This window comes from Thermomonospora cellulosilytica (assembly GCF_014138835.1).
GTDB lineage: Bacteria > Actinomycetota > Actinomycetes > Streptosporangiales > Streptosporangiaceae > Thermomonospora > Thermomonospora amylolytica.
The window spans coordinates 6,555,072-6,569,254 of record NZ_JACJII010000001.1; the positions used below are offsets into that span (position 1 = coordinate 6,555,072).

Genomic DNA, 14,183 nt, shown 5'->3' on the forward strand with positions numbered 1-14,183 from the left:
CGGCGCCCTCACCCGACGAACATCTCGACGATGGACGCCGCGGTGGCCACCAGGCTGAGCCCGCCCAGCACCCATGGCACGCCGGTGGCGCCGTCGGCGGCGAAGCTGCTGCGGTTCTTACGGCCGATCGCCATCTGCCCGGCGCAGATGAGCAGCCCGGCGACCCCGCACACCAGCACGCCCCACTTGCCCCAGCTGATGATCACGTTCACCGGCTCGCCCAGCTCCGGCGGCGCGCTCGGCGCCGGATCCGGCACCTGGACCCCCGACCCGTCAGGTCCGGGTGCCAGCAGCCACTGCACGGCGTCCACTAAGTGCAGAACGGCATCGTTCAAGGAATGAACCCCCGTTGTTCGACTCGATGGTCATCAGGAACCCGCGGATGCGGGCCCCTGCCTCGATCAGATCTGTCCGTCCGCCACGGCTCCCCGGCCATCACCGGTGCCGTGTCCAGCTCGCGCGGTCTGCTATGGGCAAAGAGACCGCCGGATACGGCTACCGGTCGGCGAGTCGGCCGTGGGCCAGGTGCCGGATGGAGGCGAGCGCGTCACGTGCCCGTTCCGGCAGCGGGATCTGGGTGACGTCATCCACCAGACGCAGCCCGGGCACGAACGGCATCCGCACCACGCCCCGCACCCGGCCCTCCAGCAGGCAGAAGCGGGCGGTGGCGTCCCGAGGCTCCGGCCCGGCCCCATCGGCGACGATCACCAGCCCCGCGATCGGCACCCCGGCGTGGTGCAACGCGGTCACCGCGTCGGTCGCATGCCGTGCCGCCGCCACCGTGTTCCGAGCCACCACCAGCAACGGCCGGCTCCTGGCCGGCCCCGGCATCCGCCCGGCACCGGCGAGATGAGCGACCGAGCCCAGATCCCACGCCGGACGCAGCAACGCCGCGATCGTCGACGTTCCCGCCCCGCCATGAGCCCCGATCACAGCCGGCCGGTCCGTCGTGGCATCACGGTCCCCGGCCTCGGCCGGCGAGTGGACATCCACCACCCGCCTGCGCAGAAGACGCATACACATACCCCCGATTCCTGCGCTCTCAGTAGCGCGACGACTACAGTACGTGTCAGACTGATGGAGCGCAAGTAGCGCCAGGAGAACTGAACACACCACCACTGAGCCGAACCAGCGGCTGCCGCAGCACCTCCACCACACTGAAAAGGACGAGACGACATGACCGCGAACCCAGGAGCACCCGCCATGCCCGACCACCCCGACCGTCCCGACCGGCCCGGCAAACCCGGCAGGCCCGGCCGCGATCCGGACATCCTCACCACCGAGGAGGTCGCCGCCCGGCTGGGGCTCTCCCAGCAGACGGTGCGGCGGATGGCCGCCGCCGGGCAGATCCCGGCGCTGAAGGCGGGCAAGAACTTCCGCTACTCCTGGACCGCGGTCCTGCAGGTGCTGCGGCAGCCCCACCCACACCACCCTGGGGGCACCACCGCAGATGACCACACACCACCGCGTAAGGGCGCGGGCTACCGGGCCCAGCGCCGCGCCCACACCAACGCCGAACACGCCGACTGACCCACAGCCCGCCCACCCGCAGACCACTCCACCCACCCGGCTGTCGGGACCGTCATCCCACATCCGGGGCCGGCGGCTCTGTGCCTCTGCAGGCCGCCACGGTGGCCGGGCCTTCCGGCCACCACGGGCCACGGCATCGGCCCTGCGGCCGTCCTCAGGAACGATCGTTCCAATGCTGTCGGCCTCGGGCCGGGACCCGCAGGGGCCGCCCGGCGTTCCCCACCGCACGGCGGTCTCCGCCCGCCCGGCCCAGGGCGGGTGGTCGGGTCGGTGAAGGCGGTCGCGTGTGGCGCCGCCGCCCTGGTCGCGGTGCCGTTCCTGCTCCTCGTCCTCGCCACCACCGGCCCCGGCGGCCCGCAGGTCGTTGGGTTCGACGGCGCACCCACCGCGTTAGCCCGCCGCGACATCCCGCCGGACTACCTGCGCTGGTACCTGGCCGCCGCCCGCACCTGCCCGGGCTTGTCGTGGAGCGTGCTGGCCGCCATCGGCAAGATCGAATCCGACCACGGCCGCTCCACCCTCCCCGGCGTCCGCTCCGGGGAGAACCACGCCGGAGCCGGCGGCCCGATGCAGTTCCTCGCCGCCACCTGGACCGCCTACGGCGCCGACGCCAACGGCGACGGGCGAGCCGACCGCTACACCCCGGCCGACGCCATCCACGGCGCCGCCCGCTACCTATGCGCCAACGGCGCCGGGAAAGGCGGCACGCAGCTGGAGCGGGCGCTCTGGCACTACAACCACTCCCACGCCTACGTCCGCCAGGTCCTGGCCCAGGCCGCCCAGTACGCCCAGCCCGCCGGCAGCGGCCGGGGAGCCGTGGCGGTCAAGGCCGCGCTGCGCCGGCTCGGCACCCCCTACTCCTGGGGAGGCGGCGGTCCGCACGGCCCCAGCCACGGCATCGCCCACGGCGCGCACATCAGGGGCTTCGACTGCTCGGGGCTGACCCAGTACGCCTGGGCGCAGGCCGGAGTGCACATCGACCGGGTGGCCGCCGCCCAGTACGACGACGGCCCGCACATCCCCCGCCACCGGCTCCAGCCCGGCGACCTGCTGTTCTTCGCCCACCACCCGGCCAACCCCGCCACCATCCACCACGTCGCCCTCTACCTCGGCGACGGCCGCATGATCCACGCACCCCACACCGGCGACGTCGTCCGCATCGCACCCTTCACCACCGACCCCAACCGCATGCGCCAATACGTCGGCGCAACTCGCCCGGCACCACGCCCCAACGCAAACCGCTGATCGCCATGAAATCCGCAGCCAGGAGCCCACCTCACCCGACAGTCCGCCGCAAGAAGCCGCATCGCCACCTGCATCTCAAAGCGCTGCGATCGACGGCTTCACCGAACAAGGCCCCAGCAACAGACATCCTCAGCCGCCGTTCCCGCACCTCATGCAAAGCCGGTGGCCGAGGTGAGCCATCTCACTCGAAAGGACGCATCTCCAATGATCGAACACCGTCACATCACTCCAGCGCTCGAACCCACAGCGGAGGCATTTCCATGGAAACCCTGAAGCTGGCCGAACTCACCGAACTTCCGTCCGTGGTCGACATCATGACCGCCGCACGCGCCCTCGGCCTGTCCCGCACCCACGCCTACGACCTCGCCAAGCGCGGCGAGTTCCCCTGCAAGGTGCTCAGGATCGGCACCAGCTACCGCGTCCCGACCGCCAACCTGCTCACCCTGCTCGGCATGGCGACACCCGCCGTCCCCGCACGGAAGGACTGACCGAGCCCACCGCCGGGAGGCCCGCACCACGTCGGTCTCCCGGCGGACGGATCGGAGGCCTTCAGCCGACGCCGCCGATCGGATCCAGCCGATCACCCGAACATGTTCAAGATCGCAAGGGCCCGCGAGCCGATCACTCCGGATCGGCACGACACGAGGCACTGATGATCGAAAGTCGCCGATCACCAGGGGGCACGGCCGCAACCCGAGATCACGCTGAGGTCGTCTCAGGACCTGATGTTGCCGCGAGCTGACGTCCGGTCCCGATGACGAATCGATGACAAAAGATCTTGGAAAGCAAACAGCAGGTCAGGGATCATGTCCCTGACCTGCGGTTTCTCGCTGTACCCCCGAGCGGATTCGAACCGCCGTTACCGCCTTGAGAGGGCGGCGTCCTAGGCCACTAGACGACGGGGGCCTGTCTGGTTTCGGCCTTTGCGGTTTCCCGCTCGGGCCTCGCCCAGCTTACCGGATCTTTTCTCGTTCCTCGAATCGGCTCTTGTGAGACGTTCCGGGGGCGGAGAAGGTGGTCCGGCGAGCGAATCGCCGGGCCGACCCGAAGCTGGGGTACCAGGACTCGAACCTAGACTAACTGAACCAGAATCAGTCGTGCTGCCGATTACACCATACCCCAGTGTGGGCGGCGGGCTCGTTGAGCCCCGCTCACGGTCGAGAAGCTTACCGGACTCCAGGTGCGGCTACCAAAACGGTTACCCGCCGCCGCCCGTCCCCTCCGGCCCGGCCGGCGCCCCCATGTGCTCGGCGCCCCACTCGACCAGCGGGCGCAGCCGCCGCCAGGACTCGCGGACCCGGTCGACGGCCTCCCGGGTGAACAGCCAGGGCTCGTCGGCGGGCCAGCCGTGATGGGCGTACAGCGAGCGGTGACGCAGCAGCTCCAGGCGCGGGTGGTCGGCCGCGACGCCGCGCGGGCGGGTCCTGAGCCGGTCCCCGGCGATCTCGAAGCCGTCGGCGCGCAGGCCCTCGACGATGGCCCGCAGCTCCTCGCCGGCGAGGTCGTCGTGCACGGCCCGCCGGTAGCGCTGGAGCTGCTCGCGTTCGGGCGCGTACATGCCGCCGGCGACCATGAGGCCGTCGGCGTCGATCTGGCAGTAGAAGCCGCCGCCGGCGTGCGCGCCCTGGTGCGTCTTGTACGGCGACTTGTCCTTGCTGAACCGCACGTCGCGATAGGGCCGGAACAGCTTGGCCGGGCCGAACTCGGGTTCGAGTTCGGCCAGCAGCTCGGTCATCGGGCCGCGCACCGCGCGCAGGTAGACGTCCTTGTGCGCGGTCCAGTAGGCCTTCGAGTTGTCGCCCAGCAGCCCCAGGTAGAACTCGAAGGCCTCCTCGGTGAACCCGGCGAAGGCCATGCGTCAGTCCCGCGCCACCACGCGGTTGGTCAGGGTGCCGACCGACTCCACGGTCACCGAGACCTCGTCGCCGATCTCCAGCGGCCCCACCCCGGCCGGGGTGCCGGTCAGGATCACGTCGCCGGGCAGCAGGGTCATCACCTGGCTGACGTACTCGATCAGCGCCGGAATGGAGTGGATCAGCTCCGAGGTGCGCGCCGACTGCCGGACCTCGCCGTTCACCGTGGTGGTGATGGCCAGGTCGGCGGGGTCGGCCTCGGTCTCGATCCACGGCCCCAGCGGGCAGAACGTGTCGAACCCCTTGGCCCGCGTCCATTGCCCGTCGCGCTGCTGCAGGTCCCGGGCGGTGACGTCGTTGGCACAGGTGTAGCCGAGGATCACCTCCCGGGCCCGGGCCGCGGGCACCTCCCGGCACATCCGGCCGATCACCACCGCCAGCTCGCCCTCGTAGTCCACCCGCTGGGTGAGCTTGCCCGGGTACGCCACGGCCTCCCCCGGGCCGATCACGGCGGTGGACGGCTTGGAGAAGATCACCGGCTCGGCGGGCGGCTCGCCGCCCATCTCGCGGGCGTGCTCGGCGTAGTTCTTGCCGATCGCCACCACCTTGCTCGGCAGGATCGGAGCCAGCAGCCGGACGTCCTCGAGCGCGAACCGCGCGCCGGTCAGCTGCAGCTCCCCGAACGGGTGCGCGGCGATGGCGGCGACGGAATCGCCCTCGACCACCCCGAAGGACATCTCGTCTCCGGTGGAGAACCTTGCGATACGCAACCTGTAGCCCCGTAAGTTTCCGTAGCGGACATCAACGCTTCGAAGCCTAGCCAGGCCCGCCGTCAACGCTCCGCGCGGCATCACGCCACGGGGCTTTTCACAGGTCGCGCACGCCCGTCACTCGAACCCGCAGGAACGGCCGTTGAACAGGCAGTCCCGGGGCTGCGCCGGGGTGCCCTCGGCGCCGAACCGCACCTCCCAGGTGGCCCCGGGGCCGACGGCGGGCGCGCCGTCGAGATTGCGGATCTCCACGCTCGTGCCGCCGCGCACCAGCCGGCCGCCCCAGACGTTCTTCACGTTCGCCCCGTTGATCTGGAAGGTGATGGACCAGTCCGTGACCGGGGCGCTCCCGCGGTTGGTGATGACGACCAGGCCCTCGAAGTAGCCGGGGTCCTGCTGGACGAGCTGGTAGGTCAGGCCGTCGCCGGTCAGCACCGGGCCGATCGGGGTCCGCGGCGGGGCCGCCTGGGTCGGCGGGCCGGGCGCGGGGGCGCCGGCCGTCGGGGCGTCGGTGGGCGCGGGAGCGGTGCCGGGCGGCGTGCCCGTGCCGGGATTCGGCGGGGCGGATCCGCCGGGCGGCGCGGTCGGGGCGGCGTTCCAGCTCGTGGGCTTGGTGCCGGCGGCCTCGCCGCCGTCGTCGTCGCCGGACAGCGCGACCAGGCCCAGCGCGGCTCCGGTGACCACGAGGGCCAGCGCGATCACGCCCGCCACCAGCAGCAGGGCCTTGGGCGCCCGGCTGGGGCGCGCGTTCCCCGGAGCCGTGGGCTGCCCCGGCGGGGGCGGCGGGGCCGGGTGCGCGGACGCGACGGGCCCGGCGGGAGCAGTGGGAGCGGTGGGCTGCCCGGACGGCATGCCGCCGGGCGGGGTCGCGGCGTCGGGCGAGACCGGCGCAGGCTCGGCCGGGGACGCGCCGGGAGCGCCGGGCTGCCTGGCCGCCCCGGCGACGACGCCCGCGGGAGCGTTCCCGGCCAGGCCCGGGTGCGGCGCGGTCACCTCCTCGCGGCGGGCGTCCTCGGAGCCGAACTGCTCGGTCCACGGGCCCGCCTCGCCGGGAGCGTCCTGGGACGCCGATCCCTCCGCCTGCTCCCGCGGCATGTCCGTCACGGTCTCGCCCGCCGGGTCGCCGACGGTGCGGGCGGCGTCGTCACGGTCGTCGGGCATCGGGTGGTCCGTCATCGTGACCTCGGCCACCCCGGCGTCCTCGGCGTCCGGGCCGACCGGCTTGCCGTTCTTGATGCGGAACTCGGCGGTCGTCTTGTGGTCGGGCGGGACATAGCCCGTCTCGTCGGCGCTCAACGGTCGTCACCTTCCACACGGCCCCTGTCGCGGGGGTCCTTCATGGCCCGGGTCTACGGAGTCCGACGATGGTGACGCCGGTGAGGTTCGGGACCGATCATCCGGAAAGGGCGCGGGTAGGGTCTAGCCGACCGTACGGAAGGGGATCGCAAGTGTCGGTGGTCAAGTTCAACGTCCTGACCGTCAGCGAGGAGATGCGGGCCGAGCTGGAGCGCCGGTTCGCGGGCCGGGCGGGGCTGGTGGAGTCCGCGGAGGGGTTCGAGCACTTCGAGCTGCTGCGCCCCGTGGAGGGCACGGACCGCTATCTGGTGTACACGCGCTGGCGGTCCGAGGAGGACTTCCAGCGGTGGATGGAGAGCCAGGCGTTCCAGCGCGGGCACGCCCGGGCCGCCCAGGACTCCGCCGCCGCGGGCCAGGGGCACGGGCACGGACACGGCGGCCCGGCGGCGAGCGCGTCGGAGATCTGGACGTTCGAGGTCGTGCAGAGCGCCGACCCCAAGCCCCAGGAGGGCTGATCAGCGCTGCACGACCAGGTCCCGGTACTCGGGATGCCGGTCGATGTAGCCCTGGATGAACGGGCACAGCGGGACCGCCTTCAGGCCCCGTGCGCGCACGTCGTCCAGGGCGCCCCGGGCCAGGGCGCTGCCGATGCCCTGGCCCTCGTACTCGGGGTCCACCTCGGTGTGGGTGAACACCACGGCCCCCTGGCGCATCCGGTAGTCGGCGAAGCCGGCCTTGGCGCCGTCCACGGTGATCTCGTACCGGAACGCCTCGGGGTTGTTGCTGACCTGTCGGCTCATGCCGTTGTCAATTCCCCCGCCACGGCGATCATTCCCGCCCGGCGTCCGGCTCGTAGCCGGCCCGCAGCAGCCCGTACGTCACCGCGTCCTCCATGGCCTGCCAGGAGGCCGCGATGACGTTCTGGTCCACGCCGACCGTGCTCCAGGAGGTCTCCCCGTCGCTGGTCTCCTGCAGCACCCGGGTCACCGCGCCGGTGCCGAGCCGGCCCAGCTCCAGGATGCGGACCTTGTAGTCGATCAGCTCCATCCGCGCCAGCTCGGGGAACAGCCGCTCCAGCGCGGTGCGCAGCGCCCGGTCCAGCGCGTTCACCGGGCCGTTGCCCTCCCCGGTGCACACGATCCGCTCGCCCTTGGCGTGCAGCTTGACGGTGGCCTCGCTGACCACCTCGCCGTCCGGGCGGCGCTCCACGATCACCCGCCAGGACTCCACGTCGAAGTGCCGGGTGCGCTCGCCGTTCAGCTCCTCCTTGAGCAGCAGCTCGAACGATGCGTCGGCGGCCTCGAAGGTGTAGCCCTCGGCCTCCAGCTCCTTGACCCGGTCGACGACCTTGCGGGCCTTCTCCCCCGACAGGTCGTAGCCCAGCTCGCGGCCCTTGAGCTCGACGGAGGCGCGCCCGGCCATGCTGGAGACCAGCATCCGCATGTCGTTGCCGACCCTGGCCGGGTCGATGTGCTGGTACAGGTCGGGGTCGACCTTGACGGCCGAGGCGTGCAGCCCGGCCTTGTGCGCGAACGCCGACACGCCCACGTACGGCTGCTGCGGGCTCGGCGCGACGTTGGTCACCTCGGAGACGGCGTGCGCGATCCGGGTCATCTCGGCCAGCTGCTCGTCGGACACCAGCCGCATGCCCCGCTTGAGCTGCAGGTTGCCGATCACGGTGAACAGGTTGGCGTTGCCGCTGCGCTCGCCGTACCCGTTGGCGCAGCCCTGCACGTGGGTGGCGCCGGCCTTGACGGCGGCCAGCGTGTTGGCGACCGCGCAGCCGGAGTCGTCGTGGCAGTGGATGCCCACCCGGGCGCCCGCCCCGACGACCTCGTGGACGACGTCGGCCAGCTCGTCGGGCAGCATCCCGCCGTTGGTGTCGCACAGCGCGACCACGTCCGCGCCGGCCTCGGCGGCGGCCAGCACCACCTCCAGCGCGTACGCCCGGTTGGCCCTGAAGCCGTCGAAGAAGTGCTCGGCGTCCACGAAGACCCGCTGGCCCTCCGCACGCAGGTGGGAGACCGTGTCGCGGATCATCGCGAGGTTCTCCTCCAGGGTGGTGCGGAGGGCCAGTTCGACGTGCCGGTCGTGACTCTTGGCGACCAGGGTCACCACCGGTGCGCCCGAGTCGCGCAGGGCGGCCACCAGGGGGTCGTCGGCGGCCTTCATCCCCGGCCGGCGGGTCGCGCCGAACGCGGTGAGCTGCGCGTGCTTCAGGTGGAGCTCGGTGCGGGCCCGCCTGAAGAACTCGGTGTCCTTGGGGTTGGCGCCCGGCCAGCCGCCCTCGATGAACCCGACGCCCAGGTCGTCGAGGTGGCGTGCGATGGCCAGCTTGTCGGGCACGGAGAGGTTGAGCCCCTCCTGCTGCGAGCCGTCCCGCAGCGTGGTGTCGTACACGTGGAAGCCGTCGCCCTGCATCAAGGTCCCCTTCGCGGATGCCCGCGCGCGTCCGGTGCCCGGAAAAGCAAAAGACCCCTCACGGACGTGAGAGGTCTGCGCGCCGGCGGTGTCCCGTTAGCCGACGCGCCACCCGATAATGATCAGGCCGTGGCGCATGATGGCACCCTGTCTATCACAGCGATTACAGGACCGTCACATCGGTCTCACGTTCCGAGACGCCCCCGCCGAGCACCCGACGCCCCGGGGCGGGGCCGTCGAAGCATCCGAACAGGCAGAACGCGACGGCAAGCCGGACACGACCGGCAGGTGAGACACGGCGGCGAGCAGGGCACGACCGGCAGGTGGGACGCGGTCGGCGGACATGGCTCGTTCTAGCGGGCAGGACACGGCCGGGCGGCCGGGCGGAGCATGTCGAGCGGGCGGAACGCGGCCGGGCCGGGGCCTGCGCGTGCCCCGGCCCGGCCGTGAACGGCGATCAGATGATCTTGTGGACCCAGCCGTACGGGTCGGGACGGGTGCCGTACTGGATGCCGATCAGCTCCTCGCGCAGCCGCATCGAGACCGGGCCGGGCTCGCCGTCGCCGATCGTCCACTCCCGGCCGGGGCCCCTGACCCCGCCGACCGGGCTGATGATGGCCGCGGTGCCGCAGCCGAACACCTCGGTGATCGCGCCGGAGGCGCAGTCGGCCTGCCACTGGTCGATGCTGATCCGCCCCTCCTCGACCGGGATGCCCAGGTCGGGGGCCAGCTTGAGCAGCGAGTCACGGGTCACGCCGGGCAGCAGGGTGCCGGTCAGCGCCGGGGTGAGCAGCCGGGCGTCGGAACCGGAGCCGTAGACGAACATCAGGTTCATCGACCCGACCTCCTCGACCCAGCGGTGCTCGGTGGCGTCCAGCCACACCACCTGGTCGCAGCCGTTGGCCACGGCCTCGGCCTGGGCCAGGAACGAGGCGGCGTAGTTGCCGCCGCACTTGGCCTCGCCGGTGCCGCCGGGCGCGGCACGGGTGTACTCCTGGGAGGCCCACACCGTGACCGGCCTGATCCCCCGCGAGTAGTACAGCCCGGACGGGGAGGCGATCACCATGAACAGGTAGTCCTGCGAGGGCCGCTGCACGCCCAGCGTCCGGGACGTGGCGATCATGAACGGGCGCAGGTAGAGGCTGTAACCCTCGGTCCGCGGCACCCAGTCCCGGTCGGTGCTGACCAGCAGTTCCAGCGCCCGGACGAACACGTCCTCGGGCAGCTCGGGCATCGCCATCCGGCGCGCCGACCGGTTGAACCGGGCGGCGTTGGCCTCCGGCCGGAAGGTGACCACCGACCCGTCCGGCTGCGCGTACGCCTTGGTGCCCTCGAAGATCTCCTGCGCGTAGTGGAACACCTGGGTGGCCGGGTCCAGCGAGATCGGCCCGTACGGCTCCAGCCTGGCGTCGTGCCAGCCGCGGTCCGCCGAGTAGCGGATGGTGATCATGTGATCGGTGAAGTGCTGGCCCCATCCGGGATCGGCCAGGATGCGCTCGCGCTCCTCATCGGGGGTGCGGTGCTGCGAAAGCGTGATGCTGAAGTCGAGGGTGCTGCTCATGATCTAGGTCCTCTCCCGGAGCGACCGGCGGGCCTCGTCGCCGTGCCGGTGACTCCCATTGTGATACTTCGTCCGGTCCTCCTGAGATCACGGGCGCACACGAAACCGGGCGCGCCCGTGGGGCACGCCCGGAGAGTCCCGCCGTCGGCCGGCGGAGGCGTGCCGCTAGCCGGCTACTCGCTTGGCGATGGCGTCGCCGATCTCAGGGGTGGAGCGGACGGCCGCACCCCGTTCGGCCAGGTCCGCCGAGACGGCCTGCTCGACCCGGCGGGCGGCCTCGGGGGCGCCGACGTGGTCCAGCAGCATGGCCACCGACAGGATGGTGGCGGTCGGGTCGGCCTTGGCCTGCCCGGCGATGTCGGGGGCGCTGCCGTGCACCGGCTCGAACATCGACGGGGCGGTCCGGTCGGGGTTGACGTTGCCGGAGGCGGCCAGCCCGATCCCGCCCGCGATGGCGGCGCCGATGTCGGTGATGATGTCGCCGAACAGGTTGTCGGTGACGATCACGTCGAACCGCTTCGGGTCGGTCACGAAGAACATGGTGGCCGCGTCGACGTGGCAGTAGTCCGTGGCGACCTGCGGGTACTCCGCGCCGACCCGCTTGAGGACGCGCTGGTAGAGGTCGCCGGCGTAGGTGAGGACGTTGTCCTTGTGGATCAGGGTGAGCTTCTTGCGGGGCCGGGCGGCGGCCTGCTCGAACGCGTACCGGATCACCCGCTCGACGCCGAACGCGGTGTTGACGCTCTCCTGGGTGGCGACCTCGTGCGGGGTGCCCCTGCGCAGCACGCCGCCGACCCCGGTGTACGGGCCCTCGGTGCCCTCGCGCACCACGACCATGTCGACGTCGTCCGGGGTCACGCCCGCCAGCGGGGTCCGCACGCCCGGGAACAGCTTCACCGGCCGCAGGTTGACGTAGTGGTCCAGCTCGAACCGGGCGCGCAGCAGCAGCCCGCGCTCCAGCACCCCGCTCGGCACCGACGGGTCGCCGACCGCGCCCAGCAGGATCACGTCCTGGCCGCGCAGCTCCTCCAGCACCGAGTCCGGCAGCGTCTCCCCGGTGCGGTGCCAGCGCGCCGCGCCCAGGTCGTACTCGGTCCGGTCGAAGGCCAGCCCGTGGGCGCCGGCGACGGCGTCGAGGACCTTGAGGCCCTCGGCGACCACCTCGGGCCCGATCCCGTCCCCGGGGATGACGGCCAGTCGAATCGTGCGGGTGCTGCTGGAAGCCATGGCCGTACCCTAATGCATCGATCTCAATGACTGGGCATCGATCTCACATCCCGGACGCCATCCGCCCGGGAAGAGCAGAACGCCGCCGCCGGCGGCCGGCGGCGGCGTTCCCGGACCCGTCATCGGGGCGTGCGGCCACCGTTGTCACGACGGTCCAGGGCGTCCTGCAGGGCCTTGGCGGCCTCCGCGCGAACGTCCTCCTGCGGCTGCTGGGCATGCGTGATGTCCATCCCGGAACTCCTTGATCAACTGCATTTGGCACGCGGCCGCGCTTCACGAACGCTCCCGGTCCGGGCCCGTGGTACCGGCCGCGGCGGCCTCGCAGGATCTCCACGCAGTGCCGCCTGTCTCACCTGCGATGTTACCCGCCTGTAATCCCCTTTGTCCCACCGTACGACCCACCGTCCCACATATCGAGACAGATCACCCCGGATCACCGGCACCCGCGCCCCTCCACCGTCAACGGAAAGCCCCGTCCCATCGCCCCTCACGGACACGATCGCGAACGCCGGTCACGAACCGCGACAACAGTCACGCACACGACACGCACGACCGACACGCACGACCGACACGCACGACCGACACGCACGACCGACACGCACGGCGCCCCGGGCCCTGAACGGGCCCGGGGCGCCGGTGGACGGGACGTACGGCCGTCAGACGTCGAGGTCGACGCGGCGGCCCATGTCGGCGCCGATCTCGGTGCGGATGGCCTCGAGGAGGTCGGGGCTGATGGCGGAGTCGACGGTGAGGGCGATCAGGGCCTTGCCGCCCTTGGCGCTGCGGCCCACCTGCATGCTGGCGATGTTGATCTGGGTGTCGCCCAGCAGCTTGCCCACCACGCCGACGATGCCCGGGCGGTCGGTGTAGGAGAAGAACGCCATGTGCTCGGCGGGGAGCAGTTCCATGTCGTAGCCGTTGATCTCCACGATCCGCTCGATGTGCTTGGGACCGGTGAGCGTGCCGGAGACCGAGACCACCGAGCCGTCCGCCATGGTGCCCCGCACCTGGACCACGTTCCGCCAGTCGGGGCTCTCCTCGCTGGTGGTGAGGGTGACCTCGACGCCGCGGTCGCGGGCCAGCAGCGGGGCGTTGACGAAGGTGACGGCCTCCTCGACGACGTCCAGGAACACGCCCTTGAGGGCGGCCAGCTCCAGGACCTTGACGTCGTGGGCGGTGATCTCGCCGCGGACCACGACCTCCAGCCGGACCGGGACCCCGCCGGCCAGCGCGGTGAAGATGCGGCCCAGCTTCTCGGCCAGCGGCAGGCCGGGCTTGACGTCCTCGGCGACCGCGCCGCCCTGGACGTTCACCGCGTCCGGCACGAACTCGCCGGCCAGCGCGAGCCGGACCGAGCGGGCGACCTGGGTGCCGGCCTTCTCCTGGGCCTCGTGGGTGCTGGCGCCCAGGTGCGGGGTGACCACCACGTTGTCGTGGTGGAACAGCGGGCTGTCGGTGCACGGCTCGCTGCTGAACACGTCCAGCCCGACCGCGGCCACCCGGCCCTCCTTGAGCGCCAGGTCCAGGGCGTTCTCGTCGACGATCCCGCCGCGGGCGGCGTTGACGATCCGCACCGAGGGCTTGACCTGGTGCAGCTCCTTGTCGCCGATCAGGCCGATGGTCTCCGGCGTCTTGGGCAGGTGGACGGTGATGAAGTCGCTCTCGCGCAGCAGCTCGTCCAGGGTGACCAGCCGGACGCCCAGCTGCGCGGCGCGGGCCGCCTGCACGTACGGGTCGTAGGCGACGACCTCCATGTCGAACGCGGCCAGCCGCTGCGCCACCAGCACGCCGATGCGGCCCAGGCCCAGCACGCCGACGGTCTTGCCCTGCAGCTCGACGCCGGTGTACTTGGAGCGCTTCCACTCGCCCTGCTTGAGGGCGGAGTGGGCCTGCGGAACGTTCCGGGCGGTGGCCAGCAGCAGCGCGATGGCGTGCTCGGCGGCGGTGACGATGTTGGACGTCGGGGCGTTGACGACCATGACGCCGGCCTTGGTCGCCGCCTCCACGTCCACGTTGTCCAGTCCGACCCCGGCGCGGGCGACCACGCGCAGCTTCCTGGCGTGCTCGAACACCTCGGCGTTGACCTTGGTGGCGCTGCGCACGATCAGCGCGTCCACGTCGGCGACGGCGGGCAGCAGCGCCGCCCGGTCCGCGCCGTCGACGTGACGGACGTCGAAGTCGGAGGCCAGCAGCTCGATGCCGGCCGGTGACAGTTCTTCGGCTACGAGGACGACAGGCTTGCTCAAAGCGAGTCCTTACGGATGTGGATTGTCGGCTGAG

The 14,183-nt window shown here is 71.7% G+C and carries 14 protein-coding genes and 2 tRNA genes; 4 read left to right on the top strand and 12 right to left on the bottom strand.

Translation table 11 applies throughout. The features are described 5' to 3' along the window. Positions 1-8: 8 nt before the first annotated feature. Together HNR21_RS30860 and HNR21_RS30865 are read right to left on the bottom strand one after the other, a co-directional pair. Complete coding sequence (locus tag HNR21_RS30860; RefSeq protein WP_220500367.1) at positions 9-335, bottom strand: hypothetical protein; 327 nt, start codon at positions 333-335, stop codon at positions 9-11. A 160-nt stretch (positions 336-495) separates the two neighbouring features. After that, positions 496-804, bottom strand: a complete 309-nt coding sequence (locus HNR21_RS30865; RefSeq protein WP_182707925.1) for a hypothetical protein — start codon at positions 802-804, stop codon at positions 496-498. A gap of 372 nt (positions 805-1,176) precedes the next feature. On the opposite strand from HNR21_RS30865, the gene HNR21_RS30870 reads away from it, so the two are divergent. The 3 genes from HNR21_RS30870 (at position 1,177) to HNR21_RS30880 (ending at position 3,263) form a co-directional block, all read left to right on the top strand. Then, positions 1,177-1,530: a helix-turn-helix domain-containing protein gene (locus HNR21_RS30870; protein WP_182707926.1), complete on the top strand. Its 354-nt coding sequence runs from the start codon at positions 1,177-1,179 to the stop codon at positions 1,528-1,530. 270 nt (positions 1,531-1,800) lie between these two features. After that, complete coding sequence (locus tag HNR21_RS35670) at positions 1,801-2,775, top strand: C40 family peptidase (protein WP_182707927.1); 975 nt, start codon at positions 1,801-1,803, stop codon at positions 2,773-2,775. 260 nt (positions 2,776-3,035) lie between these two features. After that, positions 3,036-3,263 (top strand): helix-turn-helix domain-containing protein, encoded by a 228-nt coding sequence (locus tag HNR21_RS30880; protein ID WP_182707928.1) that lies wholly within the window; start codon positions 3,036-3,038, stop codon positions 3,261-3,263. A gap of 345 nt (positions 3,264-3,608) precedes the next feature. Here HNR21_RS30880 and HNR21_RS30885 read toward each other — a convergent pair. The 5 genes from HNR21_RS30885 to HNR21_RS30905 all read right to left on the bottom strand — a co-directional run bounded on the left by HNR21_RS30885 (position 3,609) and on the right by HNR21_RS30905 (position 6,694). Continuing rightward, positions 3,609-3,681 (bottom strand) — tRNA-Glu (locus HNR21_RS30885). Between the two features lie 144 nt (positions 3,682-3,825). Beyond that, positions 3,826-3,897 (bottom strand) — tRNA-Gln (locus HNR21_RS30890). A gap of 76 nt (positions 3,898-3,973) precedes the next feature. Next, positions 3,974-4,630 carry a DUF2461 domain-containing protein gene (locus HNR21_RS30895; protein WP_182707929.1) on the bottom strand — a complete coding sequence of 219 codons (657 nt, stop codon included), beginning with the start codon at positions 4,628-4,630 and terminating at the stop codon, positions 3,974-3,976. 3 nt (positions 4,631-4,633) lie between these two features. Continuing rightward, on the bottom strand, positions 4,634-5,398 hold the full coding sequence (locus tag HNR21_RS30900) for a fumarylacetoacetate hydrolase family protein (RefSeq protein WP_119729182.1): 765 nt from the start codon (positions 5,396-5,398) through the stop codon (positions 4,634-4,636). A 117-nt stretch (positions 5,399-5,515) separates the two neighbouring features. Then, positions 5,516-6,694 (bottom strand): cellulose binding domain-containing protein, encoded by a 1,179-nt coding sequence (locus HNR21_RS30905; protein ID WP_182707930.1) that lies wholly within the window; start codon positions 6,692-6,694, stop codon positions 5,516-5,518. A gap of 152 nt (positions 6,695-6,846) precedes the next feature. Between HNR21_RS30905 and HNR21_RS30910 the strand changes: the two genes are divergently transcribed. Next, positions 6,847-7,209, top strand: coding sequence for an antibiotic biosynthesis monooxygenase family protein (locus HNR21_RS30910; protein ID WP_267898946.1), 363 nt, complete (start codon positions 6,847-6,849; stop codon positions 7,207-7,209). Here the strand turns inward: HNR21_RS30910 and HNR21_RS30915 are convergent, their stop codons facing one another. The 5 genes from HNR21_RS30915 to serA form a co-directional block, all read right to left on the bottom strand. Beyond that, on the bottom strand, positions 7,210-7,494 hold the full coding sequence (locus HNR21_RS30915) for a GNAT family N-acetyltransferase (RefSeq protein WP_182707931.1): 285 nt from the start codon (positions 7,492-7,494) through the stop codon (positions 7,210-7,212). A gap of 28 nt (positions 7,495-7,522) precedes the next feature. Further along, complete coding sequence (cimA, locus tag HNR21_RS30920; RefSeq protein ID WP_182707932.1) at positions 7,523-9,115, bottom strand: citramalate synthase; 1,593 nt, start codon at positions 9,113-9,115, stop codon at positions 7,523-7,525. A 457-nt stretch (positions 9,116-9,572) separates the two neighbouring features. After that, entirely contained in the window at positions 9,573-10,676 is a 1,104-nt protein-coding gene (locus tag HNR21_RS30925; RefSeq protein WP_182707933.1) for a branched-chain amino acid aminotransferase, read from the bottom strand. Positions 10,677-10,841: 165 nt separating this feature from the next. Beyond that, complete coding sequence (locus HNR21_RS30930) at positions 10,842-11,903, bottom strand: 3-isopropylmalate dehydrogenase (protein WP_182707934.1); 1,062 nt, start codon at positions 11,901-11,903, stop codon at positions 10,842-10,844. Positions 11,904-12,559: 656 nt separating this feature from the next. After that, a complete protein-coding gene (serA, locus tag HNR21_RS30935) occupies positions 12,560-14,149 on the bottom strand; it encodes a phosphoglycerate dehydrogenase (protein ID WP_119729175.1) in 1,590 nt (529 codons plus the stop codon). Between the last annotated feature and the right edge of the window lie 34 nt (positions 14,150-14,183).

Excerpts from the sequence above, each read along its gene's own strand:
- HNR21_RS30870 (WP_182707926.1), top strand. The coding sequence starts at position 1,177 with ATGACCGCGAACCCAGGAGCACCCGCCATGCCCGACCACCCCGACCGT.
- HNR21_RS30880 (WP_182707928.1), top strand. The coding sequence starts at position 3,036 with ATGGAAACCCTGAAGCTGGCCGAACTCACCGAACTTCCGTCCGTGGTC.
- HNR21_RS30895 (WP_182707929.1), bottom strand. The coding sequence starts at position 4,630 with ATGGCCTTCGCCGGGTTCACCGAGGAGGCCTTCGAGTTCTACCTGGGG.
- HNR21_RS30915 (WP_182707931.1), bottom strand. The coding sequence starts at position 7,494 with ATGAGCCGACAGGTCAGCAACAACCCCGAGGCGTTCCGGTACGAGATC.
- cimA (WP_182707932.1), bottom strand. The coding sequence starts at position 9,115 with ATGCAGGGCGACGGCTTCCACGTGTACGACACCACGCTGCGGGACGGC.
- HNR21_RS30925 (WP_182707933.1), bottom strand. The coding sequence starts at position 10,676 with ATGAGCAGCACCCTCGACTTCAGCATCACGCTTTCGCAGCACCGCACC.
- HNR21_RS30930 (WP_182707934.1), bottom strand. The coding sequence starts at position 11,903 with ATGGCTTCCAGCAGCACCCGCACGATTCGACTGGCCGTCATCCCCGGG.